The organism is Croceitalea vernalis, from assembly GCF_031846405.1.
In the GTDB taxonomy this organism is placed as follows: Bacteria; Bacteroidota; Bacteroidia; order Flavobacteriales; family Flavobacteriaceae; genus Croceitalea; species Croceitalea vernalis.
In genome coordinates, this window is the sequence record NZ_JAVRHU010000001.1 from 1158450 (window position 1) to 1185442 (window position 26993).

Sequence of the window (26993 nt, forward strand, 5' to 3'; positions counted from 1 at the left end):
CCCTATACCTAAATAAGATAAACATATTCAATTCGTTGCAAATGAAATCATGCGACCTTATCTTTGCAAGCCATTATGAAAACAGCTGCAGGAACGATAAAACAAGCAACATGGTCAATGACCATGTCTGATTTTAAAGAACTTACTAAAGTTCGCTTAGCCGTTAGTGTCGTTTTTTCTTCTATAGCTGGTTATTTTTTAGGAGCTTATCAAGTTGATTTTGTCTCAATTCTTCTTTTAGCGTTTGGCGGATATTGTATGGTGGGCGCATCTAACGCCTACAATCAAATAATAGAAAAAGATTTAGATGCGTTGATGCAACGTACTAAGAATAGACCTCTACCAGCTGGCAGAGTGACTAGAAAGAATGCTTTGGTTATAGCTATCGTTTTAACCATCCTCGGAGTAGTCTCTCTTTACTTTTTAAACCCTAAGACTGCTCTTTTTGGAGCAATTTCAATTTTTTTATACACTAGTCTGTATACCCCACTAAAAACAAAAACTCCTTTATCAGTATTTGTTGGTGCAATTCCTGGCGCCATTCCGTTTATGTTAGGTTGGGTTGCCGCAACTAATGATTTTGGAATTGAACCAGGTACCTTATTTATGATTCAATTTTTTTGGCAGTTTCCTCATTTTTGGGCACTGGGTTGGATGTTGGATGAAGATTATAAAAAGGGAGGTTTTAAAATGCTTCCTACTGGTAAGAAAGATACAGGAACCGCTTTACAAATTATATTGTATACAATTTGGATGATTGTTATCTCTATAATGCCTGCATTTGGTTTTACCGGTAGATTAGAACTTTCAGTGATTGCCGCAATCATCATTTTCTTGATGGGAGTAGTTATGTTAATTTTTGCTTTTAAGTTATATGAAAAAAGAGATAATATATCTGCCAGAAAACTGATGCTGGCAAGTGTTTCATATATCACTTTAATGCAGATAGTATTTGTTATAGATAAGTTTATTTGATTAATGATATGGATTTAACCCAAGGAACACCACAAGAGAAGAATAATAGAGCAAAGAAAATGATGCTATGGTTTGGTATCATTAGTTTGATTATGGGTTTTGCTGGATGGACTAGTGCTTATATTGTAAGTAGTAAGAGAAAAGATTGGCTTGATAACATTGATTTACCTCAAGCTTTCTTTGTCAGTACGCTTTTAATAATTATAAGTAGTTTGACTTACTATTTTGCCAAGAAAAGCGTCAAGGATGGTGACCAGAAAAAAGCAACATTACTTTTATGGACAACGCTTGGCTTAGGAGTTGCTTTCATTGTTTTGCAGTTTGTTGGTTTTTCTCAAATGTTAGAAAGCGGCTATTATTTCACTGGGCCAACAAGCAATATTAAAATGTCGTACATTTTTCTAATAGCTTTTGTTCATATTTTACACGTAGTGGCGGGCTTGATTTCACTATTGGTTGTTATTGTTCAACAGGTTAGAGGTAAGTATACTTCTGAAAATATGTTGGGCTTAGAATTAGGGGCAACATTTTGGCATTTTTTAGATTTTTTATGGGTTTATTTAATCCTATTCATGTTTTTTGTAAAATAAATACTAGAAAGATTGGTTTTCTAGAAAGAATGACTTTTTCAATACAGCAAAAGATGTATTTTTGCTAAAGTTTTATTAAAACGATTGTTTTTATGGATACAACGGTAACTACCGGTAATGAAGAAAACGTTTGGGATGGTGGCAATAGACCACTAGGAGCGAGCTATGGAAAATTAATGATGTGGTTTTTTATAGTTTCTGATGCCTTGACTTTTTCAGGCTTTCTTGCCTCTTATGGATTTTCACGATTTAAGTTTATTGAAACTTGGCCAATAGCCGATGAGGTTTTTACGCACGTGCCCTTCTTCCATGGTAACTATCCTATGATTTATGTGGCATTTATGACTTTTGTTTTGATTATGTCCTCTGTAACCATGGTTTTAGCTGTGGACGCAGGTCATAAAATGAAACAGAACGCCGTGATATGGTACATGTTTTTAACTATTATTGGTGGAGCTATTTTCGTTGGTTCTCAAGCTTGGGAATGGGCAACATTCATTAAAGGTGATTACGGAGCTTTAGAAACCAAAGGTGGTCGTGTCTTACAATTTGTAAAGGCTGATACTGGAGAAAGAGCTGCCATTACTTCGTTTGCTACAACAATTCAAGAAGATAGAGTACAAGACACACCTGATAAAGGAGTTTGGTACACATCGGAAGCTTCGTTACCAACAGTATCTTTAAATGAAGTTATAGCTGGTTTTAAGGCGAACCCTAACATTCTGATAAGAACAGAGACTATAAATGAAGAGGGAGAAAAGACTTTATTAAACAGAGAAGAATCTCTTGGTCGATTAACCGATGCAGTGAGAGTTGTTGAAGGTGCAAATCTTATTCGAAACGAATATGGGAGTAGACTTTTTGCAGACTTCTTCTTCTTTATAACAGGTTTTCACGGTTTTCACGTATTCTCAGGAGTTGTGATTAACGTAATTATATTTTTTAATGTCATACTTGGTACTTATGAAAAAAGAGGGCATTATGAAATGGTTGAAAAAGTTGGATTATACTGGCACTTTGTAGATTTAGTGTGGGTATTTGTATTTACATTCTTTTATTTGGTATAAAAATAAGTTGTCTTCCCGATAACACGGGAATCTTTATAATAACGCACATACATGGCACACGAGCATAAATTAGAAATTTTCAGAGGCTTATTAAAGTTTAAGTCAAACACTCAAAAGATTTGGGGTGTTCTAATCTTTTTGACTATTGTTACCGCTGTTGAGGTAGGTTTGGGTATTGTTAAACCTGAATTTTTGATTAAAACGTCTTTTTTAGGAATGAAATTATTGAATTGGATATTCATTATTCTAACCTTAGTAAAGGCGTATTACATAGCATGGGATTTTATGCATCTTAGAGATGAAAAGAGTTCTCTGAGAAGAGCTATTGTTTGGACACCAATCTTTTTGGTTTCTTATTTAGTTTTTATATTGCTTCTAGAAGCCACATATATATATGAGGTATTTACAAATGGGTTTTTTGCCTGGAATTTTTAGATAGCCCATTGGTATTATTGATAGTATTTAAGACGGTTTTATAACCGTCTTTTTTTATTTTTACAATTGAAATAATCTTTGTTTTAAGTTAGCTCCATGAAAAAAACATTAGTCTTAGTGGTATTGTTTATTTTTCCTTTGGTAGCGTACTTATTTTTTGCCTCTGGTGTCAATAATTTTGGAAAATTGCCTGTCTTAACTCCACAAGTTGATAATGTTGTCCATTTAGACAAGTCTGTGACTTTACAAAATAAGATTACTATTTTAGGATTTTTAGGTTCAAATGTTGAAAAGCGCAAGGGTAATGCATTTAACCTAAATCAAAAAATCTACAAAAGGTTTCATGAGTTTAATGATTTTCAATTGGTTATGGTTGTACCGATTGGACAAGAGGAGGATGTAAAAAAATTAAAAACCGAGTTGGGTCAATTATCCCCAGTCGATAAATGGAACTTTGTCTTCGCAAGTCCGGATGAAATCCAATCTCTTTTTGATAGTTTAAAAACCAATACAAGTTTAGATGCTCAATTAGGAACACCTCAGGTATTTATTATTGATAAAGATAGAAACTTAAGGGGTCGTGATGATGATGAAGATTTGGGCACTAAATATGGCTTCAATACAACATCTGTAGCAGATTTGAATAATAAGATGGAAGATGATATGAAAATCATTCTTGCTGAGTACCGCTTAGCGCTAAAAAAGAACAATGCCGACAGGAGCAAATAAAAAACAGAAATACACCTACGTTTGGGTTTCAGCAATCATATTAATTTTTGGTGTCTTTGCCGTATATGAAATTACAAAGCGTTTAAAACAAGGCACGGTAGTAGAAAATGATAGACTTGGCAGTACAGTTGTTGTTTCACCTTTATCTTATATTGTTAGTAATGGGCAAAAAAGAAAAGTGCCTGATTTTTCATTTTTGAATCAAGACAGTGTTCTGGTTTCAAATAAGGATTATTTAGGTAAAGTCTATGTCGTTGATTTCTTCTTCACTACATGCCCTACTATTTGCCCGGTAATGACCTCCAATTTGGTTGAGTTGCAAAACACTTTTTCTGATACGGAATTGGGCTTTGCATCTTTTACGATTAATCCTCGATATGATACGCCTTTAGTTTTAAAGAGGTATTCAAAACGGTATGGTATTACTAATGAAAACTGGAATTTAATGACAGGTGATCAGCAAGAAATTTATAATCTAGCTCGCGAAGGGTTTTATATATTGGCTAATGAGGTAGAGGACGCTCCTGGTGGTTTCGAGCACTCAGGCATGTTTGCCTTAGTAGATAAGCAGGGCTACATTCGTTCACGAACTGACAGGTTTGGTAATCCATTAATATATTATCGAGGAACAATTACGGAACAACAGGGTGTAAACAATGAGGGTGAAGCACAACAAATAACAATTTTAAAAGAGGATATTCAAAAATTATTAGCAGAATAGATGGAAGCAGTTGCAAAGAATGAAAAGAAGATTAAAATTTGGATTACCATTTTATCAGTAGCTATACCTTTGGTAGTAGCCATTTTATTTGGTTATAAAATACCAAATGTAGAGCCTTTAACTTTTTTACCTCCAATTTACGCAGGTATAAATGGACTTACAGCTATACTGTTAATTATTGCAGTACTTGCTATTAAAAATGGTAAACAAAAATTACATCAAAATGTGATGACTACTTGTATAGTATTATCGGTACTATTTTTGGTGATGTATGTGGCCTATCATATGACTTCTGAATCCACCTCTTTTGGTGGTGAGGGTTTTATAAGATATGTTTACTTTTTTATATTATTTTCTCATATAACACTGTCTATAGCTATAATTCCTTTGGTGTTAATAACCTACAGCAAAACTTACCTTGGAGATTTTGAAGCTCATAAAAGATGGTCAAAATATACTTTTCCAATTTGGTTATATGTAGCTGTAACCGGCGTTGTAGTTTATCTAATGATTTCACCTTATTATAGCTAATGAAGAAGAGCGTCACTATATTTTTGGTTTTTGCTAGTTTTTTTCTCATTTCAAATGATGTTGAAGCGCAATGTGCCATGTGCAGAGCGGCACTTGAAAGTGAATCCGATAATAGTCAAGCAGAAGGCATAAACAATGGTATCGTTTACCTTATGGCTATACCTTATGTTTTGGTTGGAGGCTTGTTTTACTTCATTTACAGAAAGCTTCGTAATAGCTAATTCATTTTTTTTTAATTTTTTTTCAAAAAACTGTAACATTTCGGGTTCACGTTAGTCTTAATAATGTACGCTAGCGTATTTCATCAATCAATTAAATCCAACCCAATGTTTGACATCGAAAGATGGCAAGAGATATTTGATACTATTCGTAAGAATAAGTTACGCACCTTTCTAACAGGTGTATCTGTTGCCTCCGGTATTTTCATCTTAGTTATTTTATTAGGTTTTGGTCAAGGTATGCAAAATGGCATTGAGGCCGAGTTTAAAGGCGATGCTGCGACAAGTATTTGGGTTTGGCCTGGGAGAACAACAATTGAATATAAAGGTTTGAATCCCGGTCGAAGAATACAACTAAGGAATGAAAATTACGATGTCATCGCCAATCAAATGGGTGAAGGATACGAAAAAGCTTCCGTGCTTTACTTTCCGCAAAATGTCAAGGTAGTATACGATAATAATCTTCTAGTTTATAATGTGGCTGGTACAACACCAGATTTACAAACTATTGAAAACGAATACCTTTCTGAAGGTCGCTATATTAATGAAGCTGATGTTCATAACAATCGTAAAGTCGCTGTAATTAGCAATAAAATAAAGCGAGAGGTTTTTGCAGATTTGGATTCTCCTTTGGGAGAGTATATCACCATTTCTGGAGCAGGTTTCAAGATTATTGGAGTTTTTGGAGAATATGGAGATGATGAAGGTGAAGAAGAAAGAATATTTATTCCCCTTTCAACTGCGCAGCTCACCTTTAATGGAGGTGATAAAATTAATAATCTTAATTATATGTTGCCTGACCAAGGGTCTATTGGCGAAACAGTAGCTAACTCTGAAAAATTTGTAACAGAAATGAAGAGTTACCTCAATGAAGTTCATGGGGTTTCACCTGAAGATGAGAGAGCTATAAGAGTTTGGAACCCTATTGAAGAGGCCAAGCGTTATTATGCCCTTACTGGGAATATCAAATTTTTCTTTTGGTTTGTTGGCGTTTGTACCATCATAGCTGGGGTTGTTGGCGTGAGTAATATTATGATGATTGTTGTGAAAGAAAGAACACGTGAAATTGGTATTAGAAAAGCATTGGGAGCAAAACCTCTGGGTATCATAGCGATGATTTTACATGAGTCGATTTTCGTAACAGCAATTTCCGGATTTTCAGGTTTAATTTTGAGTATGGCCCTTTTAGAAATTGTTGGACCTAATATTGAAATTGACTATGTATTAAATCCATCTGTTAATTTTCAAGTAGCATTTGCAACTGTTATTGTTTTAGTGGTAGCCGGTGCTATAGCCGGTTTTTTTCCTGCATGGAGAGCAGTTAGAGTTCATACTATTGATGCCTTAAGAGATGAATAACCAAAAGAGAATTAAAGATGTTTAATAGAGATCGTTGGAAAGAAATATTAGAAGTACTAACATCAAATTGGTTCAGAACTTTATTAACGGCTTTTGGTGTATTCTGGGGTATCTTAATTTTAATAATTCTACTATCTGCTGGTAAAGGATTAGAAAACGGAATTAAACAAGACTTTAGTGGAGTGGCTACTAACACCATGTTTATGTGGACCCAAAGTACAACTATGCCTTATGAAGGATTGCCAGAAGGAAGAAATTTTAATTTCAAGCTTAGTGATGTACAATTGATTAAGGACAATGTTCCCGATTTGAGAATAGTCTCTCCACGAAATGGGTTAAGAACAACAACAGGAGTTGATAATGTTTTTTACGGAACTGAAAGCGGTACTTATAGAGTTTTTGGTGATTATCCGGAGATAATTTTTCAGAATTCTATGTATACGGCTAAAGGCAGGTTTTTGAATTATAATGATATTGTTCAAAAAAGAAAAGTAGTTGTTATAGGTGATGGTATTAGGCAAGATCTTTACGAAGAAGATGAAGACGTTTTAGGAACATATCTTAAAATTCAAGGCGTCAATTTTATGGTCGTAGGTACCTACAAAGAAAAATCAAGTAATGGTGGTGGACAGAATAGTGAGCGACAAATTTATGTGCCTTTTACAGCTTTTTCTCAAGCCTTTAATAGAGCAGATAATGTAGGATGGATGGCAATAACTGCTAAGGATGGTAAGTCAATTTCTGATTTATTGCCTGATGTGGTGAGCACTGTAAAACAAAGTAGAAAAGTACACCCAGATGATGAACGAGCTATTGGTTATTTTGATTTATATAGAGAGTTTAATAGAGTTGAAAGTTTGTTTGCAGCTATGAGGTGGATAGCAATAATCGTTGGAACTCTGGTTTTAATTTCAGGTGTTATTGGTGTCAGTAATATCATGTTAATTGTAGTAAAAGAAAGAACAAAGGAAATAGGTATTCGTAGAGCACTTGGTGAGAACCCATGGTCTATTAAAAAACAAATATTAATGGAGTCTATTTTTTTGACAATAATTTCCGGAATGACAGGAATCATATTTGGCTCGTTATTTATTTTCGGAATCAATACCTTATTAGATAGTGTAGGTCCTGTAGATATGTTTTTGAATCCAAGTGTGGGTATTGGAGTCGTAACAGCAGCGTTGACAATACTAATTATTTCAGGTCTATTAGCAGGGTTCATACCCGCTCAGAGTGCAATTAAAGTAAAACCTATTGATGCTTTAAGAACAGAATAAAATCAATCAATCAAATTATATTTTAAAACATGAAAAAGTCCGTAACCATTATTATTTTATTAGTAATCATTATTGCCTTTGGAGGCTCAATGTATTACTTATATCAGAAAAATTCTGAAGACCCTGTTATCTATGAAACTGAAGAATTAGCCACTAAAACTATTGTAAAGAAAACGGTAGCAACAGGCAGTATTCTACCACTTGAAGAAGTGTTGATTAAACCAAATATTTCAGGTGTTATAGATGAAGTTTATGTCGAAGGAGGAGATTATGTAAAATCAGGTGATCTTTTAGCAAAGATAAAAGTTGTTCCAAATTTAAATGCTCTGAATGATGCGCGAAACGCCATTGATGATGCTAGAATAAATCTTGATGATCAAAAACGAAATTATGAAAGACAGCTTTCTATTTTTAATAAAGGAGTTATTTCTCAGGCAGATTTAGATCGAGCACAAGTAACCTATGATCAAGCAAAACAGGCTTATCGTGCAGCCAATAAACGCTTTGATATTGTAAATACGGGCACAACTAGCGGATTTAAAAACGCAGCTAATACTTTAATCAGGGCTACAGTAAGCGGTATGGTACTTGACGTACCTGTTGAGGTCGGTAATCAGGTAATTGAAAGTAATAACTTTAATGAAGGAACAACTATTGCGGCTATTGCTGACGTTGAGAAAATGATTTTTGAAGGAAAGGTTGATGAATCCGAAGTGGGTAAAATCGCTGAAAATTTACCTTTAGAAATAACAGTTGGTGCTATTGAAGATAAAGTATTTGATGCAGTATTAGATTATATAGCTCCAAAAGGGAAAGAAGAAAATGGCGCTATTCAATTTGAAATTAAAGGTACTTTAAAAAAGAAGGACACTACCTTTATTAGAGCTGGTTTAAGTGCAAACGCTTCCATTATACTTGCCAAGGTGGATAGTGTTTTAGCTATTAAAGAGGCATTAGTTCAATTTGATGATGATACCAAAAAACCATATGTAGAAATACAAACTGGAGAACAACAATTTGAAAGAAAGGATATTGAATTGGGTGTTAGTGATGGCATTTTTGTAGAGGTAAAATCAGGCCTCGCGAAAAGTGATAAAATAAAAATTTGGAATGGAACAAGCCCTGAAGAAGAGGGTTAGTAATCATTTAACAAAACTTTTAAATAATTCTTGTAACAAATTAACAACTTGCTAGTCCTATTAGGGATTACATTCAGATAGCTAATAAACCAATCATGATCGAAATCAAAGACCTTCATAAATCTTATAAAATGGGAAGTAATTCTCTTCACGTTTTAAAAGGAATCAATTTTTCTTGCGAATCTGGCGAATTAGTAGCCATAATGGGTTCTTCGGGATCCGGTAAATCAACATTACTGAATATTTTAGGGATGTTAGATGAAGCCGATTCTGGTGCATATACTCTTGATAATGTACCAATAAAAAACCTAACTGAGACCAAAGCTGCTCAATACAGAAACAAGTTCTTAGGCTTTGTTTTTCAGTCATTTAATTTGATTAATTACAAAAGTGCAATGGAAAATGTTGCTTTGCCTTTGTATTATCAAAAAGTGGCTCGAAAAGAAAGACAAGAAAAAGCTATTGAGTATCTAGATCGAGTAGGACTTAAAGAATGGGCAACACACTTGCCAAGTGAGTTGTCTGGTGGTCAAAAACAGCGTGTTGCTATTGCTAGAGCAATGGCGGCTGAACCTAAAGTATTATTGGCAGATGAACCAACTGGTGCACTTGATAGTACAACGTCATATGAGGTAATGGATTTAATTCAAAAAATCAATGACGAGGGTAACACTATTTTGGTTGTTACTCACGAACCTGATATTGCTGAAATGTGTAAGAGGGTCATACATTTAAAAGATGGAGTAATTGTTGAAGATAAAAAAGTAAAACAAGTAAGAGCCGCTCAGTATGTTCAGTAGAGATACTTGGAAAGAAATTTTTGAAACTATTCAAAAAAACAAGTTGAGAACCTTTTTGACAGGTTTTACGGTAGCTTTGGGTATTTTCATATTTGTGACCTTATTCGGTATGGGTAATGGGTTGAACAATACTTTTGCTAAATTTTTTGGTGATGATGCCACTAATGTGTTTTTTGTTTTTCCAGGCAGAACCACTATTCCTTTTAAAGGTTACAAGGCTAATAGAAGAATTGAATTTGAAAATCAAGATTTAGAAGACATAGAAGAGAATTTCGCTATGTTGATGGAATATATTACTCCGCGTATTCAACGAAACGCATTGGTAACATATAAAGAAGAGTCAGATAATTATAATACAAGAGCCGTTGGTCCAGCACATTTATTCGCTGAGAAGACCATTATAATGAAGGGTCGTTACATCAATAATTTGGATGTAAAAAATAGAACTAAATATGCAGTTATCGGACGATTGGTAGAGCGTGATTTGTTCTTAGGGGAAGATGCTATTGGTAAATTCATAGATGTTGGAGGCAGTGTTTTTAAAGTGATAGGTGTTTTTCAAGATGATGGTGGTGACAATGAAGAAAGAAACATTTACATTCCGTATACCACAAGACAGTTAATTGAAAAAAACACCGATAAAATTGACCAAATTATTTTGGCATTTAGACCAGAAATTGGATATGCAGGAGCTATGGCTTTTGAAAAAAAGTTAGACGCTTTTCTTAGGGATAAAAAATATATCAGTCCGGCTGATCCTAATGGTATTTTTATAAGAAATGTTGCGGATAATCTTAAACAGAATCAACAATTTGCAGGGGTACTTCAAATAATTATATCTGCTATTGCATTTGCGGTTATCATATCTGGTATTATTGGAATTAGTAATATCATGGTTTTTGTGGTAAAAGAAAGAACGAAAGAAATTGGAATCCGAAAAGCGCTAGGGGCGACACCAAGAAAAGTTACAAATTCAATTTTGTTTGAATCTATTTTTATTACAACAATTTCAGGTTTTGTAGGTATGTTGATTGGGGTTTTTGTTCTAGCTCAAATTGGAGGAAAAACCTTGGAAGACGACTACTTTATTACCAACCCATATATAGCAACTGGGACTGCAATATTTGCAACGATATTATTAATCATTTGTGGAACTATAGCGGGGTATATACCGGCGCGTAGAGCTGCTAAGATAAAACCAATTGTAGCACTAAGAGACGAATAATATGAGACAGTTATTTGACGGAAATACATGGCAAGAAATTTTTCAATCCATCTCAAAAAATAAATTGAGAACGTTTTTAACAATGATTGGAGTATTTGTAGGAATCTACATTTATATAGGACTTTCTGGCGCATCAAAAGGTTTGGATAATGGTTTTGAGCGCCAGTTTGAAACCATTGCTAAGAATAGTCTTTTTGCATGGGGTCAGTCAACGAGTATGCCGTACGCAGGTTTCAAAACAGGCCGTCAAATACAATTGAAGTTGGGTGATGTCGATGTTTTGTACAACAGAGTTCCTGAAATTGAAACAATAGCACCACGTAATGTGAAAGGTATTTTTGGTTCTAGTCCCGGTATTATAACTAGAGGATTAAAATCTGGAAATTATTCTGTTTATGGAGATTTTCCGGCATTTGCTGAAATAGCAACTAAGAAAATTTATGAAGGAGGTCGTTTTATTAATGATGCTGATATTCAACAGGCAAGAAAGGTTTGTGTGATAGGTGAAAGAACACAAAGAGAGCTTTTTGACGAAGATGAAAATCCTATTGGTGGATATATTAAGATTGATAATATCAATTTTCAAGTTGTAGGGGTTCATAAGTTCACGCCAGGTGGTGGCTTTGAAAGTGATAGCGACATTTTTATCCCATTTGCCACATTTAAAAAATTGTATAATACAGGTGATAACGTTTCTTGGTTTACGATTGCAGCTTATGATGATGCTGATGTTATAAAAGTTGAAGAGGACATTAAATCCGTACTAAAGGGAATACATAGTGTTGACCCAAAAGATGAGAGAGCTTTTGGTTCGTTTAATCTAGGAGAAATCTTCAATAAAATAATGGGCTTTTCAAACGGAATGACTTTTCTCTCCTTAATAGTAGGTATTGCTACTATTTTGGCAGGTGTCATTGGTATTGGGAATATACTATTGATTTCTGTTAAAGAAAGAACCAAAGAGCTGGGTGTACGCCGTGCATTAGGTGCCACACCTGCTGAAGTAAGAAATCAAATTATCATTGAATCCTTATTTCTAACCTTATTGGCTGGAATTATTGGAATCATTGCAGGTGCATTTACCTTAAAAATTATAGATATGTTTACTCAAGGTGCAGATTTTCCATATGCCAATCCAACAGTGCCAATTCCCTACGTTATTGGGTCATTATTACTGATGGTAATATTGGGGGTGCTTATAGGTTTAATCCCTGCACAAAGAGCGGTTAGTATCAAACCTATTGATGCATTAAGAGAAGAATAATTAGAACAAAAAACCATTTTTACATAACTAAACAATCACTAAAATGAAGAAAATTTTAAAATGGGTCGGTCTTGGAGTATTGATATTAGGAGCACTCTGGGCTGCAGTATTTTTTATGAAATCAAATAGCAAGTCTGCTATTGAATATGATACTCACAAGCCATTTACCGCAAGTATAGAAAAGAAGACAGTAGCTACAGGTAAAGTAATTCCTGAAGATGAAATTGAGATTAAGCCTCAAATTTCTGGTATCATTCAAAAAATATACCTTGAAGAAGGTGTGAAAGTAAATGCTGGAGATTTAATCGCAGTTATTAAAGTGGTGCCTAATGAGCAGACTTTGAACCAAGCTCAAGGTAGAGTTCGTAATGCTGAATTGGCTTTGAATAACTCCAAAATCGAATATGATAGAAATAAAATTTTGTATGATAAAGGTGTTGTATCCAATCAAGATTTTATTGCCTTAAAACTAGCTTATGAGCAAGCCGAGCAAGAGTTAACGAATTCTCGAAATGATTATCAAATCATTAGGAAAGGATCTTTTGGTGGCTCTTCTAGCGCTAATACAAATATTAGAGCTACTGTGAACGGTACTATTCTAGAAATTCCTGTTGAAGAAGGTGATCAAGTTATTCAAAGTAACAACTTTAATGATGGTACTACTATTGCATCTATTGCTGATTTAGGTAACATGATTTTTGAAGGTCAAGTTGATGAAGGCGAAGTTGGTAAACTTGCAGTTGGAATGCCCCTTGAAATTAGTTTAGGTGCTATTGAAGATAAAACTTTTGAAGCTAAACTGAAGTTTATAGCCCCTAAAGGAGTTGAAGAAGCTGGTGCTGTTCAATTTAAAATTGAAGGTGATGTTGTGGTTGAAGATGACTTTTTAATTCGTGCTGGTTATAGTGCCAATGCTTCGTTAATCTTGGAAAAGAAAGATAGTATTATGGTAATTTCAGAGTCATTACTTCAATTTGATAAAACAACCAATAAACCATACGTGGAGGTCGCAACAGGTGAACAACAGTTTGAGCGGAGAGATATTGAAATTGGAATTTCCGATGGTGTCAATGTTGAAATTGTATCAGGTCTTGAAGAGAATGATGAGGTCAAGCAATGGAATAAAACTGAACCAATTAAGAAGGGTGTTGAAGACGAAGAGGAAGGTGAAGAATCAGAAGAATAATCAATCAATAACGAAAATCAAAAAACGGATGAAATTAAAAATCACCATATTATTAGTGGTTTGTGCTACGTTCATCACAAATGCACAAATGAAACAGTGGACACTCGAAGAATGTGTCTTATACGCAGTAGAAAATAACTTATCTGTAAAGCAATCTGAGCTTGATTTAGAAAATGCTAAGATTGATAAATCTGATGCAATTGGTAATATTTTACCAAATTTTAATGCACAGATTAGTGGTTCTGGTAATACTGGATTATCATTTGATCCAACAAATAATCAGCCTACAACGACAACAATTTTAACATCTTCAGGAAATGCAACCGCTGCGGTGAATTTATTTGATGGTTTACGAAATTATAATCGTCTTAATCGAGCAAAAATGAATGCCTTAGCAAGTCAGTACCGACTTGAAGATCTCAAAGATGATATACGTTTGAATGTAGCTAATGCTTATTTATCTGTATTGTCTAATAAGGAAGCTCTAAAGGTTTCTAAAGCACAGTATATAGTAACAGAGCAAGATTTAAATAGAACAAAGGAATTGGTAGAATCTGGTGTTTTACCGCGAGGTGATTTGTTAGAAATAGAAGCAACTGCGGCTACCCAAGAACAACAAATAGTAAATAATGAGGCATTAGTACTTATTTCTAGAGTAAGCTTAGCGCAATTGTTGCAAATTACTGATTATGAAAATTTTGATATAGCTAATGAAACTTTTGATGTACCTCCATCTGATATTTTAGATAATTCTGCAAAAGTTATTTTTGATAAAGCATTAACCTTTAGAAATGATATTAAGTTTTCTGAAATGAGTGTGGAATTAGCTAAAAAAGATGTTGAAATTAATAAAGGTGGTTATTATCCTACTTTAAGCGCATTTTTTAATTATAATACAAGATATTCGGATCAATTTTTAGACCCTATAACTGGTGACTTAATTGGTTTTAAAGATCAGTTATGGATTAATGATGGTATTTCCTATGGTGCCCAATTAAACATTCCAATTTTTAATGGATGGAGCACAAGAAATAGCGTGAAAAGGTCTCAAATTTCATTGAAGCAAGCTGAGTTACAACTTGAACAAGATAAGTTGAACTTAGAAGCAGACATACAACAGGCTTACGTAAATGTAAATACTTTTGGTAAATCTTATGAAGCTGCGGGTAAAACTTTGGAGTCAAGTCGCTTAGCCTATGAATATTCGAAAGAACGTTATGACGCTGGATTATTGAACGCATTTGATTTTGGACAAGCTCAGGCACGTGTTGATAATGCCGAGGCTACTTTAATCAGATCCAAATACGATTATATTTTTAGAATTAAGATACTTGAATTCTTTTACGGTATTCCACTTTCTTTAGATTAATAATTACATTAAATAAATTTTGACCTGTTAAGTATAAAAACTTAACAGGTCTTTCTATATTCGCTTCAATCATGGGGACTATCTTAAATATAGAAACAGCAACAACAAACTGCTCGGTAAGTATAGGCGTAAATGGAGATTGTATTTCATTATTAGAAGAAAATACACCTAATTATTCTCATTCTGAACAACTACATGTTTTTATTAAAGAGGTTTTAAAAAAAGCTACACTAAGTTTTTCTGATTTAGATGCTATTGCAGTAAGTAAAGGACCAGGGTCGTATACAGGGCTTAGAATAGGTGTTTCCGCTGCTAAAGGGCTATGTTTTTCTCTCGATTTACCATTGATTTCAATACCAACTCTTAAAAGCATTGCGCAACAAATAGTAGTAGATGATGATGCCGTGATAATACCCTTATTAGACGCTCGAAGAATGGAGGTTTATTCTTGCATTTTTGATCATAATTTAAAAGAGATTCGCAATACACAAGCACAGATTATTGATGAAAGTAGTTTTTCTGATTATTTAGAATATAAAGAGGTTCATTTAGTCGGTAATGGCTCAGAAAAGTGCAAAACCATTTTAGAATCTCCTAATATGATATTTCATACTACTAATATTCCTTCAGCTAAAGAAATGGTAACATTATCGTATAAAAAATTCAAGGTAAACGACTTTGAGGATGTCGCTTACTTTGAACCTTATTATTTAAAAGATTTTGTTTTGCAAACCAAAAAGGCATAGTCTTATTCAGAACTATGCATAACGCGTTGGGGAAATGGAATCTCTATCCCAGCTTCGTCAAAACGAATTTTCGATTGCTCAATAACATTAAAACGAGCTGGCCAAAAAACTTCATTTGGGGCCCAAAAGCGTAAAGTGAGATTTACTGAGCTATCTCCTAGTTCGCCTACATAAACTTCTGGTGCTGGATCACTTAATATGCGTTCATCTTCTTCACAAATTTTCAGTAAAATGTCTTTGGCAGTTTTTATATTAGAACTATAACCAATACCAACGATATAATTTTCTCTGCGGATTGACTCGGCATTATAATTGATTACATTCCCATTTGAAAGCTGCCCATTAGGAATGATGGCGACTTGATTGCCAAATGTGTTTAGCTTAGTGCTAAAAATCGTTATTTCTTTTACCGCCCCATCAACACCTTGTGCAGAAATCCAATCCCCTACTTTAAAAGGCTTGAATAATAAAATCAATACTCCACCTGCAAAATTAGCTAATGACCCTTGTAAGGCTAGTCCAATAGCCAAACCTGCAGCACCAATCATTGCAACAAGAGAAGAAGTCTTGACGCCAAGTTGTGTAACAACTAAAACAAACAGTACTACTTTTAGAGCAATGCTTATAAAACTTTGTAAGAAACCTTCAAGCGTCGGGTCATAGTCTTTATGATCAAAAAACTTTTTGACCATGCGGTTTAAAAACCGAACTATCCATAAACCAACAACCAATAAAACAAGAGCAAGAATAATATTTGGCATTAGTTTCCAAAGCCAATCGATAGCATTTTCAATGTGTTGTTCTAAATTGGTAAATTCCTCTAGCATATTTTTATTAGTTTACTGACAACATAGAGCTTAAGATATTTAAAGTCAAATTGAACATCTTAAGGTTAGGTTAAAGTTCAATTAATTTAAAGTTGATTTATGGCTTGACTAGCTGAAGTTACCGGTAGTTTGCAGGTACCTTCAATACAAACATAAACCAATGTTTCACCTTCGTTATATCTACTTTTAAGAAGATCAATATCTCCTTCTTTTTGAGACCCAACAAGAATACTATTTGGAATATAATGAGATAGAATTTCTTTACCGATATTCTTGTAATCATCGCCAACTACAGCTATTTCATAAAAATTTAAATTTTCAAATAAAGCCAAGTGCATCCAATTTGAAAAGCTCTGTCCATTCTCAGTAAAATTTACCTGAATATTTTTCAGCATTTGATGAGCACGTTTTCCATAACCTTCATTTGAAAACACCTTGTGTAATTTTAAAAGATTATTAGCCATAATTGAATTGGAACCTGAAACAACATTATCATTGGTTTCAAGGGTTCGTCTGATTAATGATTCATCTTCATCAGATGTGAAGAATAGCATACCACTAATATCATCATTGAAATGCGTTAATGCGTAATCAGTTAATTCCTTAGCATGATTTAACCATTTCATATCAAAAGTGACTTCATATAGCCCAATAAATGCTTCTATGGTCGAAGCATAATCCTCTAAAAAACCATTAATATTGCTTTGGCCATTTTTATGATTTCGGTATAGACCACCTGAACTTCGAATCATTTCTTGTTCTATGAAAGAAGCATTATTTAATGCCAGTTTAAGGTAATTATCATTTTGTAAATAGCGATAGGCATCAACAAGACCTTTGAGCATTAAACCATTCCAAGAGGTTAAAATTTTATCGTCTAGTCTTGGTTTTGTTCTGTCTTGACGTGTTTCTTTTAAAATGCTCAGACTGTTTGTAATCTTTTCATTTAATTCATCAATAGAGACTTCATGTTTTTCTGCAATTTCAAAATCTGGCTTATCGCGAATTAGCACATAATTTTCTTCCCATTCCCCATAAGAGTTGATATTGAAATAGTCTTTAAAGATTTCAAAATCTGATTTCAATAATCGTATAAGCTCTTCTTTAGACCAAACATAATACGCACCTTCTTGGAGCTCACCAGCCTCATTTAAACTATCGGCGTCAAGTGAAGAATAATATCCACTGCTTTTATCAGAAAGTTCTTCTTGGGCAAAAGCAATGGTCTTTTCTGTAATTGTTTTGTAAAGTGGATTCTTTGTCGCAGCATAGGCCTTAGAATAAAGACTAATCAATTGGCCATTATCATAGAGCATTTTTTCAAAGTGAGGAACATGCCACTTAGTATCAACCGAGTAACGTGAAAAACCTCCACCTACTTGATCAAATACACCACCATAAGCCATACGTGTTAGCGTGGTATTTACATATTCAAGAACTTCTTTATCATCTTGACTGGTAGCATAGTGCAGCAAAAAATCAAGATTATTAGGCATCATAAATTTTGGTGCACTTTTGTACCCACCTAAATAGGTATCAAAATAAGAACTCCAATTTTCAACTGAATGATTTATTTCTTCAAGAGTATATTGCGAAGCATCAGTTTTATTTTCTACAAGATTAATAGACTGAATGCCGCGCTCTAAATCACTCGCATATTCAATAATCTTATCAGGATTTTCTTTAAATAGTTTCGTTAGTTGATTTAATGATTTTAACCAATCTTCTTTTGGTAAATAGGTGGCACCCCAAAATGGACGCCCATCAGGTAAAGCAATAATATTTAATGGCCAACCTCCATTACCAGTCATCATTTGAAGAGCATCCATGTAGATTTGGTCAACATCAGGTCTTTCTTCGCGATCTATTTTGATGTTGATGAAGTTTTCATTCATTAATTTGGCTACTTCATCATCTTCAAAACATTCATCTTCCATTACATGACACCAATGGCATGCAGCATAACCAATACTGATAAGAATTGGCTTATTTTCATCTTTTGCCCTTGCTAAAACCTCAGGGTGCCAAGCTTCCCAATTTACTGGGTTATGGGCATGTTGTAATAAATACGGGCTAGTTTCATCAATTAAAGCATTGGTATACTTATGTGTCATTTCTTCCTTTTTAGGTGCGCAGCTATTCAAAAGAATTATTGAAATCAAAAAAATGGTAATGCTTCGTGTCATATGATATAAAGCCTTAGAAATAAAAAAAGCGCCTATAAAGGCGCTATAAATTTCTTTTGAGGATTATTATTTTACTTCAAATGTTATTTTAACATTTACTCGATAATCTGTAATTTCTCCATCCTTAACAGTAGCGCTTTGCTCATTAAGATAAACTGAGCGAATATTTTTTACTGATTTAGATGCTTGGGCAACTGCATTCGCTGCAGCATCTTCCCAACCTTTACTAGAATTTGCCAATACTTCGATAACTTTTAAAACTGCCATAGTTAGTGTTTTTTATGTTCTTCAATTTAAGAAATTCTATACAATACCTACTTAAAGAAATATAAAAATTATCCGTTGAGCGCTATTACCTCTTGTACTTTATCACCAAGCATATTTTTTAGCATGGTTTCAATGCCATTTTTAAGGGTAAATGTTGATGATGGGCAACCACTACAGGCGCCTTGTAAAATAACATTAACGGTTTTACTTTCTTCTTCATAAGATTGAAAAAGAATATTACCACCATCGCTTGCAACGGCTGGTTTAACATATTCTTCGAGAATATCTATGATTTGTTTTGAAGTGTCATCATAATCAGTTTCAGAATTTTCATTGTCGGTTGAGTTTGATTTTTTTTGTTGCAAACTTTCAGAAACAACTTCTTTACCATCAGCTAAAAAATCACGAATAGCTTCTCTCAATTCCATTGTTACCTCGTCCCATTCTGCTACATCATACTTGGTGACCGATACATAGTTGTGATCAAAAAATATTTCTTTAACAAAGGGAAAATGAAATAACTGTTTTGCTAATTCCGAGTCTTTTGCTTCGTCTATATTTTTAAATTCAAATATGGATGGTACAATTGGTTTATTGGCAACGAACTTCATAACCCCCGGATTTGGAGTTACTTCAGCGTATACAGTTACAGCAACTTTTTTACTGGTTTCCTCTTCAATCACTATAGGTTCACCATCATTTAAATAGTCTACTAATTGTTGTGCTACTTCATCCTTAACATCATTCCATTGCACAATGTCAAAACGCTCCAAGGCTATAAAATTACCTGATATATATACTGTTTTTATAAAAGGCAGATAAAATAGTTGTTGTGCTAAAGGCGAATTTTTTGCATCGTCTATATTTTTAAATTCATAGTTTTCTTTTACCAAAAAATGATTGGCCTCAAACTTTAATATAGCGGGGTTATTTGTTTCTTGTAGTGTTAAATGATATTCTTTCATGTCGATTAAGTCTTTTCTATCAAGATTTCTAGGGTGCCATTAAGCTTTTTCGCAATAAACAAAATAAAATAACGTCTACAACTTGGAACCTATTTTTTGGTAAAAATACAAAGGATATATGGGGATTAAAAGATATAATAATGTTACATTTAAATCGTTATACTAGTTGTTTGTACAACGCAGTAACTAACACTTAGCCCCAGAATCTTGATGAAAAAACTGCAGACACTATTGATTTTAAGCCTTTTTTTCGCAACTAATATGCGTGCACAAGAGGGTATTCCTGTTTATTTTGATTATTTAGCGGACAACTATTATTTAGTTTATCCATCAATGGCTGGCATCGGTCAAGGAGGTAAATTGAGATTAACCGCCAGAAAACAATGGTTTAATGTTGATGAGGCCCCAAGCCTTCAAACATTTAATGCCCATTTCAGAGTTGGAGAAAAGAGTGGAGTTGGAGGAATCTTGTTTAATGATAGCAATGGTTATCATTCTCAAACAGGCTTTAAAGGAACTTATGCTCATCATCTACAATTGAGTTCTGATTTTAGAAATTTAAATCAATTGTCTTTTGGTATGAGTGTTGGTGTCATCTTAAGTAGCTTAGATGAAACAGAATTTCGTTCGGTTATACCCGATCCGGTTATAACTGGAATAAAGAATACAAGTAGTTATTTTAATCTTGATTTAGGGGTGTCTTATAATTATCTTGAATTTTATGCACATGGTGCTATTCTTAATATACTAGGAACCGGTCGCGATTTATACACCGTCGCTGAATTTGATAATTTGAGAAGGTATTTATTATCGGCAGGCTATATATTCGGGAAAAGTGATTTTCGAGTAGAACCTTCAATTCTATTTCAACTCACAGATTTTACTCAAGAGAAAACAATTGATATGAATGCTAAGGTCTACAAGGACGTTGGTAATGCTACAGTATGGGGAGGACTTTCTTATAGAAGAAGTTTTGATGGTGCACAATTTCAACAAAACGGAACTTTTGGAGAACAGCGATTACAGCTATTTACTCCTATAGTTGGTGTAAATATTAATCGATTTATGTTTTCTTACAATTATTCGTACCAATCTGGAGATATTCGTTTTGATAATGGTGGTTTTCATCAAATTACTTTAGGTATTGATTTGGGCGAAAAACAAGAAAATAGATACGATTGTTACTGTCCTGCTGCAAATTATTAAAAAAGCCCATCGGTTAAGATGAGCTCTTATTTAAGAGTCATAAAAATTTAGTCCCATTTATAGTTTTTTCTAGATGCTTGATTTTTTATAGCACGAATCATAGCATTTTCTAATTCTCCTTTTTCCTCAGTTTGATTTTTAGCTATATAAGCTTTTCTTTTAGTATTTAGGTCTTGAATCTCTTTTTGAATTTGTGTGCGCTCTGATTTTTTCTTTAAGATATAGTCTTTAATTTCTTTTTCAGATTTATCTTTTAATTCCTTAGGTAGTTCTTCCCTTTTTAGTTTTGAAACTTCAAATTCTTTATCATCTGAAGCATCAACTAAATCCCATTGAGAATTTTTATATAAACGAGAGCTTTTACTAATGGCCCTTTTAACCGCAACTTCTTCATTGACATCGTAGGCCATATTGTCTTGTTTTGCCTGAGTCTGTACTTTTGAAGCACCCAAAGCCCCATAAGAAACGTAGGTTTGATTGAGTTTAGAATTTAGTTTGATAATAATATCATCATACGGAGTTTCAATATGAACTACTTGACGATTATGATCAATAGCCATATACTCACCACCGGTGGTTATAGCACCGTCTTTCCATTTACTACCAACGCCTTGTTCATAGTTGCCACAGAAAATAGTATTGACAACGACATCTTTTTCTTTAGCTTGTGAGGCTGCATCACGATAGTTTAGTTTTCCTTGTGTGAAAGGCTCATTACCAGCAATGAAAATCATTTTAAGGTCATCAGCATTTTTACCCCATTCTAATTGTTCTAATGAAGTATTAATAACTTCTCCACAATATTCTTCACCACCATCAGTAGTTAAAGAAAATAATTTTTCTGAAATTTCATCCAAATCATCGCTGAATCCGATTACTTGGCGAATATATCCTTCCCTTGAAGAAAGCTTGTCATTACCATATTCATATAAGGCAATTTTTAAATCTGGTCGATTGTTATTACCACATTTAGCATAAGTAAATTCATTGACAATATCCCAAAGTTGAGATTTTGCTTGATTAATTAACCCATCCATACTATTACTAGTATCAAGTAACAAGGCAATTTTGACATATTGTTTTGCGGGTTGATCAACCTCTGGGGCGATGGCGGTTACAATTAATTTTGTCTTATCATCTTTTTTTGGTTTGATATCACATCCGTATATGGTGCCAATTCCGAGGACCATTAAACTCAGTCCAATAATATTCTTTAGATTTTTCATAAATTTTATTTTAATTACTGATGTAAACTTAGCCACGGGGTCACAGAATAAAAATCGAAAATGAGTGAATAGGTCACTTTAATGCGTTAAGAGTATAAAACTTTTAGTAAAGAGGGTAAAACGCTTTGTTTAATACCTGTTTTGAGCTAATAGTAATTTTTAAAACCGCTTTTAAACCGTTAAGTTTACTTTGATTTAAATGGACAATGCACAAAAAAAATTACATATTACTAATAGCATTTTTCTTTAGTTTAATCGCATTTCCTCAGGATATGAATGAGGGTGATAAGGTTAGAATAAAAGGTTCTGTTAAGGGTAAAGAAAATTATGAACCTATTTCTAATGTAGAAGTTTCTACCAATAGGGGAGTTTTTACAATTACCGATGGTTTAGGAGAGTTTGTAATTGATACATATATAGGTGATATATTAATTTTTCAAAGCCCAGATTTTGATACTGTACGCTATCGGATTAATTCAGATGAAGATATTGTCCTACAGGTTGAGAATTACACTTCTTCGAATTATAAGGAAAGAAAGATTATCGGTAATTCTTCACCATATAAAATCGGATTAGATTCTGCTCAGTATTATAAAAAGATAAGTATTGAAAAAAGTATTGATTTTGTAGCTCAATCAATTGCCTCAATTGGGCCACGCGGTAATAAAAAAGAGCTAGCCAAGGCATTAACAATTCTAGGTCAAATATATATTTACCACAAACAATATGATTTGGCTATTACAAATATACAGGATGCATTAGTTGCTAATAAGACAAGCCCTACAACTATTCTGCTAGGTCAAGCCTTTTTGTTGAATAAGAACTATAAGGAGGCAGAAGAAACTTTTAGACCATTATTAGATGTAAAGAAGATGATACCCTTCCAAAAAATAGAACTATATGAAGGCTTAGGAGATGTTTATAAGGCGCAAGGTAACCTGGAAAAATCGCTAAGTTTTTATAGAGAGGGTTTAAAGGTTGCGGAAAAGAATCAGGTCTCACCGAAGGTTATCGATTTAAATTCAAAAGTTGCAGCTGCTTTTGCAGCTTCAGACCGTAATATTGAGGCTCAAGATTACTACGATAATTCACTTTCGCTTTCAAAAAAGCAAACACCTCAAAGGGCTATACAAGAAGGGGATAAAGTTGCTGACTTCTATAATCAAGCCAGTCGATTTAATGATGAAATAGAATTGAGAAAACAAACGTTAAAAGAATTAGAGCAGTTACCTTCAAAGGTAGTTGGTAAGCCAAAAAGTATTTTAGGTGCCGATTCCATTACATCGCAGCGTATTAATTATAAGATCGCAAAAGCTTATATATCACAGGATAAACTTACAGAAGCTATACCTTTTTTAGAGCGCAGTATTATAGAGGCCGATAAGGAAGATGATTTAGTAGTACAGAAGGACGCTACCCGAAAACTTTCAGAAGTATATCGTTATAAAGGCGATTTCGAAAAAGCTTTCGAGAACTACCAAAAGTATGGTACTATAGTTGATACTTTTTATTTTAGAAAAGAACAAGAAATATCCCGTTTAGCTAGGCTGAATAGAGATATTGCCGCAAAACAAAATCGTATTTCAAGTTTAGAACAAGAGCGACAATTATCCCAAAGTAAATACAGTTTAGCGGTAACAGAGCAACAATTGTTTGAAGAAAATAATAAGAGGCAAAAATGGCTAATTTATTCTCTTTTGTTTGGAATGTTTTTATTAGGTATAGCAGCATTCTTTTATTATCGTAGTAACAATCAACAAAAATTAGCTAATAATTTACTGGCTTTAAAATCTTTACGGACTCAAATGAATCCACATTTTATATTTAACGCCTTAAACTCGGTTAACAATTACATAGCAAAAAGTGATGAACGCAGTGCAAATAGATTTTTAAGTGAATTTTCTGTATTAATGAGAACTGTACTAGAAAACTCAGAGGAAGATTTTATACCCCTAACTAGGGAGTTGGAACTTTTAGAACTATATATAAAGTTGGAACATTCAAGATTTCCTGACAAGTTTGATTATGAAGTACAAATTGATTCTAATGTAGATGTTGCAGCTTTTGAAATTCCTCCTATGTTATTGCAACCATATATTGAAAATTCAATTTGGCACGGACTGCGCTACAAAGAAGTTAAGGGTTTTTTAAAGATTGAAGTAAGACAGCTCACGCAAAGCCTTCTTCAAATTGAAATTAAAGATAACGGAATTGGTAGAAAAAAATCAGCAGAACTAAAAACCCAAAATCAAAAGAAGCAACGTTCAAAAGGTATGGGTAATATTAAAAAACGTATTGCAATTTTGAATGATATGTATCAGAATAAAGTAGAGGTAGGTATTTCTGATTTATACGAAGATAAAACAGGTACAAAGGTGGTATTAAAATTGAAAAAAGATTAAGCGAAATATACTGACAATGAAATTGAAATCTATTATCGTAGAAGATGAGGCGAACAGCAGAGAGATTCTTCGGAATTATTTAGGTAAATACTGCAGTAATGTTGAGTTACTTGCTGAAGCGGCCACGATAAACGAAGGTTTATCCCTCATTAAAGAACACCAGCCCGATTTAGTTTTTTTAGATGTTGAAATGCCTTTTGGCAACGCTTTCGACTTATTGGACAAAATCCCTGATCGTACTTTTGAAGTTGTTTTTGTTACAGCTTACAATCAGTACGCGATGGAAGCTCTGAATAATCATGCTGCATATTATTTGATGAAACCCATAAACATTGATGAACTTATTAAGGCGGTGAATTATGTGATTGAGATAAAATCTGGTGAGAATGCTTTAGAGGGCAAGGTGTTGCAGGCAAAACTAAAAAAGGCGGAAGGGAAGATAACTCTGCCTCAACAAGACGGTTTTCAAGTTTTAGAAGTTTCCGATATTTATTTTTGCAAGGCAGATGATAATTACACAGAAATCTATTTAGAAGAAAAGAAAATATTGGTTAGTAAGACCTTAAAATATTTTGAAGAGGCCTTAAGTGAATTTCCTTTTTCACGAATACATAAATCATACTTAGTAAACGTCAATGAAATTCAGAAATACAAAAAAGGTAAAGGTGGAAGTGTTATTTTATCCAACGGAAAAGAATTATCTGTCTCAGCATCAAGAAAAGCTCAGCTTTTAGCTTATTTTAAATAGTTTAGTAATTATTAGCAACGTGAGAAATTTATAAAGTTTATGATTATATATCCTGTAAACGGAAAATCACCTCAAATAGGTAAAGACTGCTTTATTGCCGAGAATGCTACTATTGTTGGAGAAGTTGAAATGGGTGATGAATGCAGTGTTTGGTTTAATGCTGTAATTAGAGGTGATGTTCATTTTATTAAAATGGGTAACAAGGTCAATATTCAAGATGGCGCAGTAATCCATTGCACCTATAAAAAGTCGCCAACAACAATTGGAGATAATGTATCTATAGGTCATAATGCTATTGTTCACGGCTGTACAATAAAAAGTAATGTCTTGATTGGTATGGGTGCAATTGTAATGGACGATTGTGTGGTTGAGAGCAATAGTATCATAGCAGCAGGCGCAGTTGTTACAAAAGGAACGCGTGTCCCTTCAGGAACAATTTTTGCAGGAATGCCGGCTAAAAAATTAAAAAATATTAGTCCTGAATTAAGCACAGGTGAAATAGACCGAATAGCCAAAAACTACGTGAAGTATAGTAGTTGGTTTAAATAGCTGTATTGAGCTAAGATGACAATAACCTAGTTTGTTGTATCATTAATTTCCTATTTTTGGCGCTCTAAAAAAGAACACTCATGAATGCATATGTTTTTCCCGGTCAAGGCGCCCAATTTGTGGGTATGGGATTAGATTTATATGAAAATTATCCAATGGCTCAAGAGTATTTTGAGCAAGCTAACGAAGTATTGGGTTTTTCAATTACAGATATCATGTTTGAAGGTAACCCTGATGACTTGAAACAGACAAAAGTAACTCAACCAGCAATTTTTTTGCATTCGGTGATTATGAGTAAGGTATTAGGTGATAAATTTGTGCCTGATATGGTTGCAGGTCATTCTTTAGGGGAGTTTTCCGCCTTAGTGGCTAATAATAGTTTGAACTTTGAAGATGGTCTTAAGTTGGTGTCACAGAGAGCTTTGGCTATGCAAAAAGCTTGTGAAATTCAAGACAGCACCATGGCTGCAGTTTTAGGATTAGATGATGACTTAGTTGAAAAAATATGTTCAGAAGTTGAAGGTATCGTTGTTCCCGCAAATTATAATTGTCCAGGGCAATTAGTCATTTCTGGTGAAATTCAGGCAATAAATATAGCATGTGAAAAATTAAAGGAGTCTGGTGCTAGAAGAGCGTTGATTTTACCTGTAGGAGGTGCTTTTCATTCGCCTTTAATGGAACCCGCTAGAGAGGAGTTGGCTGCTGCTATTGAATCTACAACATTTAATAAGCCATCTTGCCCAATATATCAAAATGTGACTACCACTGCAGTTGATGTGTCTAATGAGATAAAAGAGAATTTGATTGCTCAATTGACCTCTCCAGTAAAATGGACTCAAAGTGTTCAAAACATGGTATCTGATGGCGCAAAAGTATTTATTGAAGTAGGTCCGGGAAGAGTGCTTCAAGGCTTAGCTAGAAAAATTGATTCTTCAATTGAAGCTAGTTCTGCTGTTGTATAATATCGTTTTTATTTTGTCTAAATG

General features: G+C 33.8%; 27 protein-coding genes. 22 read left to right on the forward strand and 5 right to left on the reverse strand.

Translation table 11 applies throughout. The features are described 5' to 3' along the window. Positions 1–75 precede the first annotated feature (75 nt). The 17 genes from cyoE (at position 76) to tsaB (ending at position 15631) form a co-directional block, all read left to right on the forward strand. Positions 76–975, forward strand: a complete 900-nt coding sequence (cyoE, locus tag RM520_RS05235; protein WP_311387225.1) for a heme o synthase — start codon at positions 76–78, stop codon at positions 973–975. Between the two features lie 8 nt (positions 976–983). Continuing rightward, positions 984–1565 (forward strand): cytochrome c oxidase subunit 3, encoded by a 582-nt coding sequence (locus RM520_RS05240; RefSeq protein ID WP_311387226.1) that lies wholly within the window; start codon positions 984–986, stop codon positions 1563–1565. 92 nt (positions 1566–1657) lie between these two features. Then, entirely contained in the window at positions 1658–2632 is a 975-nt protein-coding gene (locus RM520_RS05245) for a cytochrome c oxidase subunit 3 (protein ID WP_311384650.1), read from the forward strand. Positions 2633–2683: 51 nt separating this feature from the next. Beyond that, positions 2684–3067 carry a cytochrome C oxidase subunit IV family protein gene (locus RM520_RS05250; RefSeq protein ID WP_311384651.1) on the forward strand — a complete coding sequence of 128 codons (384 nt, stop codon included), beginning with the start codon at positions 2684–2686 and terminating at the stop codon, positions 3065–3067. A 96-nt stretch (positions 3068–3163) separates the two neighbouring features. Continuing rightward, complete coding sequence (locus tag RM520_RS05255) at positions 3164–3796, forward strand: hypothetical protein (RefSeq protein WP_311384652.1); 633 nt, start codon at positions 3164–3166, stop codon at positions 3794–3796. Further along, a complete protein-coding gene (locus RM520_RS05260; RefSeq protein WP_311387227.1) occupies positions 3777–4517 on the forward strand; it encodes an SCO family protein in 741 nt (246 codons plus the stop codon). The genes RM520_RS05255 and RM520_RS05260 overlap by 20 nt, the downstream gene beginning before the upstream one ends. Beyond that, on the forward strand, positions 4518–5048 hold the full coding sequence (locus RM520_RS05265) for a DUF420 domain-containing protein (RefSeq protein WP_311387228.1): 531 nt from the start codon (positions 4518–4520) through the stop codon (positions 5046–5048). Further along, entirely contained in the window at positions 5048–5269 is a 222-nt protein-coding gene (locus RM520_RS05270; RefSeq protein ID WP_311387229.1) for a hypothetical protein, read from the forward strand. The genes RM520_RS05265 and RM520_RS05270 overlap by 1 nt, the downstream gene beginning before the upstream one ends. Before the next feature lie 105 nt (positions 5270–5374). Beyond that, on the forward strand, positions 5375–6625 hold the full coding sequence (locus RM520_RS05275; protein WP_311384656.1) for an ABC transporter permease: 1251 nt from the start codon (positions 5375–5377) through the stop codon (positions 6623–6625). 17 nt (positions 6626–6642) lie between these two features. After that, a complete protein-coding gene (locus RM520_RS05280) occupies positions 6643–7902 on the forward strand; it encodes an ABC transporter permease (protein WP_311387230.1) in 1260 nt (419 codons plus the stop codon). Between the two features lie 29 nt (positions 7903–7931). Next, complete coding sequence (locus tag RM520_RS05285) at positions 7932–9041, forward strand: efflux RND transporter periplasmic adaptor subunit (RefSeq protein WP_311387231.1); 1110 nt, start codon at positions 7932–7934, stop codon at positions 9039–9041. Between the two features lie 95 nt (positions 9042–9136). Further along, positions 9137–9841 carry an ABC transporter ATP-binding protein gene (locus RM520_RS05290; RefSeq protein ID WP_311384659.1) on the forward strand — a complete coding sequence of 235 codons (705 nt, stop codon included), beginning with the start codon at positions 9137–9139 and terminating at the stop codon, positions 9839–9841. Beyond that, positions 9831–11066, forward strand: a complete 1236-nt coding sequence (locus tag RM520_RS05295; protein ID WP_311384660.1) for an ABC transporter permease — start codon at positions 9831–9833, stop codon at positions 11064–11066. The genes RM520_RS05290 and RM520_RS05295 overlap by 11 nt, the downstream gene beginning before the upstream one ends. A 1-nt stretch (position 11067) precedes the next feature. Next, positions 11068–12330, forward strand: coding sequence for an ABC transporter permease (locus tag RM520_RS05300; protein ID WP_311384661.1), 1263 nt, complete (start codon positions 11068–11070; stop codon positions 12328–12330). A gap of 43 nt (positions 12331–12373) precedes the next feature. After that, a complete protein-coding gene (locus RM520_RS05305) occupies positions 12374–13516 on the forward strand; it encodes an efflux RND transporter periplasmic adaptor subunit (protein ID WP_311387232.1) in 1143 nt (380 codons plus the stop codon). A 28-nt stretch (positions 13517–13544) separates the two neighbouring features. After that, positions 13545–14885 carry a TolC family protein gene (locus RM520_RS05310; RefSeq protein ID WP_311384663.1) on the forward strand — a complete coding sequence of 447 codons (1341 nt, stop codon included), beginning with the start codon at positions 13545–13547 and terminating at the stop codon, positions 14883–14885. Positions 14886–14956: 71 nt separating this feature from the next. Beyond that, a complete protein-coding gene (gene tsaB / locus RM520_RS05315) occupies positions 14957–15631 on the forward strand; it encodes a tRNA (adenosine(37)-N6)-threonylcarbamoyltransferase complex dimerization subunit type 1 TsaB (RefSeq protein ID WP_311387233.1) in 675 nt (224 codons plus the stop codon). A 2-nt stretch (positions 15632–15633) separates the two neighbouring features. On the opposite strand, the gene RM520_RS05320 is transcribed toward tsaB, so the two are convergent. From RM520_RS05320 to RM520_RS05335, 4 genes are all read right to left on the reverse strand, one after another. Beyond that, positions 15634–16458 (reverse strand): mechanosensitive ion channel family protein, encoded by an 825-nt coding sequence (locus RM520_RS05320; RefSeq protein WP_311387234.1) that lies wholly within the window; start codon positions 16456–16458, stop codon positions 15634–15636. 86 nt (positions 16459–16544) lie between these two features. Beyond that, positions 16545–18572: a thioredoxin domain-containing protein gene (locus RM520_RS05325; RefSeq protein ID WP_311387235.1), complete on the reverse strand. Its 2028-nt coding sequence runs from the start codon at positions 18570–18572 to the stop codon at positions 16545–16547. 138 nt (positions 18573–18710) lie between these two features. After that, positions 18711–18911: a dodecin family protein gene (locus RM520_RS05330; RefSeq protein WP_311384667.1), complete on the reverse strand. Its 201-nt coding sequence runs from the start codon at positions 18909–18911 to the stop codon at positions 18711–18713. A 68-nt stretch (positions 18912–18979) separates the two neighbouring features. Continuing rightward, a complete protein-coding gene (locus tag RM520_RS05335; RefSeq protein ID WP_311384668.1) occupies positions 18980–19876 on the reverse strand; it encodes a NifU family protein in 897 nt (298 codons plus the stop codon). 210 nt (positions 19877–20086) lie between these two features. Here RM520_RS05335 and RM520_RS05340 point away from each other — a divergent pair, with 210 nt between their 5' ends. After that, positions 20087–21082, forward strand: a complete 996-nt coding sequence (locus tag RM520_RS05340; protein WP_311384669.1) for a PorP/SprF family type IX secretion system membrane protein — start codon at positions 20087–20089, stop codon at positions 21080–21082. A 47-nt stretch (positions 21083–21129) separates the two neighbouring features. On the opposite strand, the gene RM520_RS05345 is transcribed toward RM520_RS05340, so the two are convergent. Then, positions 21130–22308: a VWA domain-containing protein gene (locus RM520_RS05345; RefSeq protein WP_311384670.1), complete on the reverse strand. Its 1179-nt coding sequence runs from the start codon at positions 22306–22308 to the stop codon at positions 21130–21132. 206 nt (positions 22309–22514) lie between these two features. Here RM520_RS05345 and RM520_RS05350 point away from each other — a divergent pair, with 206 nt between their 5' ends. The 4 genes from RM520_RS05350 to fabD all read left to right on the forward strand — a co-directional run bounded on the left by RM520_RS05350 (position 22515) and on the right by fabD (position 26969). After that, complete coding sequence (locus RM520_RS05350) at positions 22515–24710, forward strand: tetratricopeptide repeat-containing sensor histidine kinase (protein ID WP_311387236.1); 2196 nt, start codon at positions 22515–22517, stop codon at positions 24708–24710. Positions 24711–24726: 16 nt separating this feature from the next. After that, on the forward strand, positions 24727–25458 hold the full coding sequence (locus RM520_RS05355) for a LytR/AlgR family response regulator transcription factor (RefSeq protein WP_311384672.1): 732 nt from the start codon (positions 24727–24729) through the stop codon (positions 25456–25458). A 39-nt stretch (positions 25459–25497) separates the two neighbouring features. Next, positions 25498–26007, forward strand: a complete 510-nt coding sequence (locus RM520_RS05360; RefSeq protein WP_311387237.1) for a gamma carbonic anhydrase family protein — start codon at positions 25498–25500, stop codon at positions 26005–26007. Positions 26008–26087: 80 nt separating this feature from the next. After that, complete coding sequence (gene fabD, locus RM520_RS05365) at positions 26088–26969, forward strand: ACP S-malonyltransferase (protein ID WP_311387238.1); 882 nt, start codon at positions 26088–26090, stop codon at positions 26967–26969. The last annotated feature ends 24 nt before the right edge of the window (positions 26970–26993 follow it).

Coding starts and splice junctions, on each gene's coding strand:
- RM520_RS05355 (WP_311384672.1), top strand. CDS start 24,727: ATGAAATTGAAATCTATTATCGTAGAAGATGAGGCGAACAGCAGAGAG.
- RM520_RS05270 (WP_311387229.1), top strand. CDS start 5,048: ATGAAGAAGAGCGTCACTATATTTTTGGTTTTTGCTAGTTTTTTTCTC.
- RM520_RS05340 (WP_311384669.1), top strand. CDS start 20,087: ATGAAAAAACTGCAGACACTATTGATTTTAAGCCTTTTTTTCGCAACT.
- RM520_RS05325 (WP_311387235.1), bottom strand. CDS start 18,572: ATGACACATAAGTATACCAATGCTTTAATTGATGAAACTAGCCCGTAT.
- RM520_RS05330 (WP_311384667.1), bottom strand. CDS start 18,911: ATGGCAGTTTTAAAAGTTATCGAAGTATTGGCAAATTCTAGTAAAGGT.
- RM520_RS05320 (WP_311387234.1), bottom strand. CDS start 16,458: ATGCTAGAGGAATTTACCAATTTAGAACAACACATTGAAAATGCTATC.
- RM520_RS05285 (WP_311387231.1), top strand. CDS start 7,932: ATGAAAAAGTCCGTAACCATTATTATTTTATTAGTAATCATTATTGCC.
- RM520_RS05310 (WP_311384663.1), top strand. CDS start 13,545: ATGAAATTAAAAATCACCATATTATTAGTGGTTTGTGCTACGTTCATC.
- RM520_RS05360 (WP_311387237.1), top strand. CDS start 25,498: ATGATTATATATCCTGTAAACGGAAAATCACCTCAAATAGGTAAAGAC.
- tsaB (WP_311387233.1), top strand. CDS start 14,957: ATGGGGACTATCTTAAATATAGAAACAGCAACAACAAACTGCTCGGTA.
- RM520_RS05255 (WP_311384652.1), top strand. CDS start 3,164: ATGAAAAAAACATTAGTCTTAGTGGTATTGTTTATTTTTCCTTTGGTA.
- RM520_RS05245 (WP_311384650.1), top strand. CDS start 1,658: ATGGATACAACGGTAACTACCGGTAATGAAGAAAACGTTTGGGATGGT.
- RM520_RS05350 (WP_311387236.1), top strand. CDS start 22,515: ATGCACAAAAAAAATTACATATTACTAATAGCATTTTTCTTTAGTTTA.
- RM520_RS05335 (WP_311384668.1), bottom strand. CDS start 19,876: ATGAAAGAATATCATTTAACACTACAAGAAACAAATAACCCCGCTATA.
- RM520_RS05290 (WP_311384659.1), top strand. CDS start 9,137: ATGATCGAAATCAAAGACCTTCATAAATCTTATAAAATGGGAAGTAAT.
- RM520_RS05250 (WP_311384651.1), top strand. CDS start 2,684: ATGGCACACGAGCATAAATTAGAAATTTTCAGAGGCTTATTAAAGTTT.
- RM520_RS05280 (WP_311387230.1), top strand. CDS start 6,643: ATGTTTAATAGAGATCGTTGGAAAGAAATATTAGAAGTACTAACATCA.
- RM520_RS05300 (WP_311384661.1), top strand. CDS start 11,068: ATGAGACAGTTATTTGACGGAAATACATGGCAAGAAATTTTTCAATCC.
- RM520_RS05265 (WP_311387228.1), top strand. CDS start 4,518: ATGGAAGCAGTTGCAAAGAATGAAAAGAAGATTAAAATTTGGATTACC.
- RM520_RS05240 (WP_311387226.1), top strand. CDS start 984: ATGGATTTAACCCAAGGAACACCACAAGAGAAGAATAATAGAGCAAAG.
- RM520_RS05345 (WP_311384670.1), bottom strand. CDS start 22,308: ATGAAAAATCTAAAGAATATTATTGGACTGAGTTTAATGGTCCTCGGA.
- fabD (WP_311387238.1), top strand. CDS start 26,088: ATGAATGCATATGTTTTTCCCGGTCAAGGCGCCCAATTTGTGGGTATG.
- cyoE (WP_311387225.1), top strand. CDS start 76: ATGAAAACAGCTGCAGGAACGATAAAACAAGCAACATGGTCAATGACC.
- RM520_RS05275 (WP_311384656.1), top strand. CDS start 5,375: ATGTTTGACATCGAAAGATGGCAAGAGATATTTGATACTATTCGTAAG.
- RM520_RS05260 (WP_311387227.1), top strand. CDS start 3,777: ATGCCGACAGGAGCAAATAAAAAACAGAAATACACCTACGTTTGGGTT.
- RM520_RS05305 (WP_311387232.1), top strand. CDS start 12,374: ATGAAGAAAATTTTAAAATGGGTCGGTCTTGGAGTATTGATATTAGGA.
- RM520_RS05295 (WP_311384660.1), top strand. CDS start 9,831: ATGTTCAGTAGAGATACTTGGAAAGAAATTTTTGAAACTATTCAAAAA.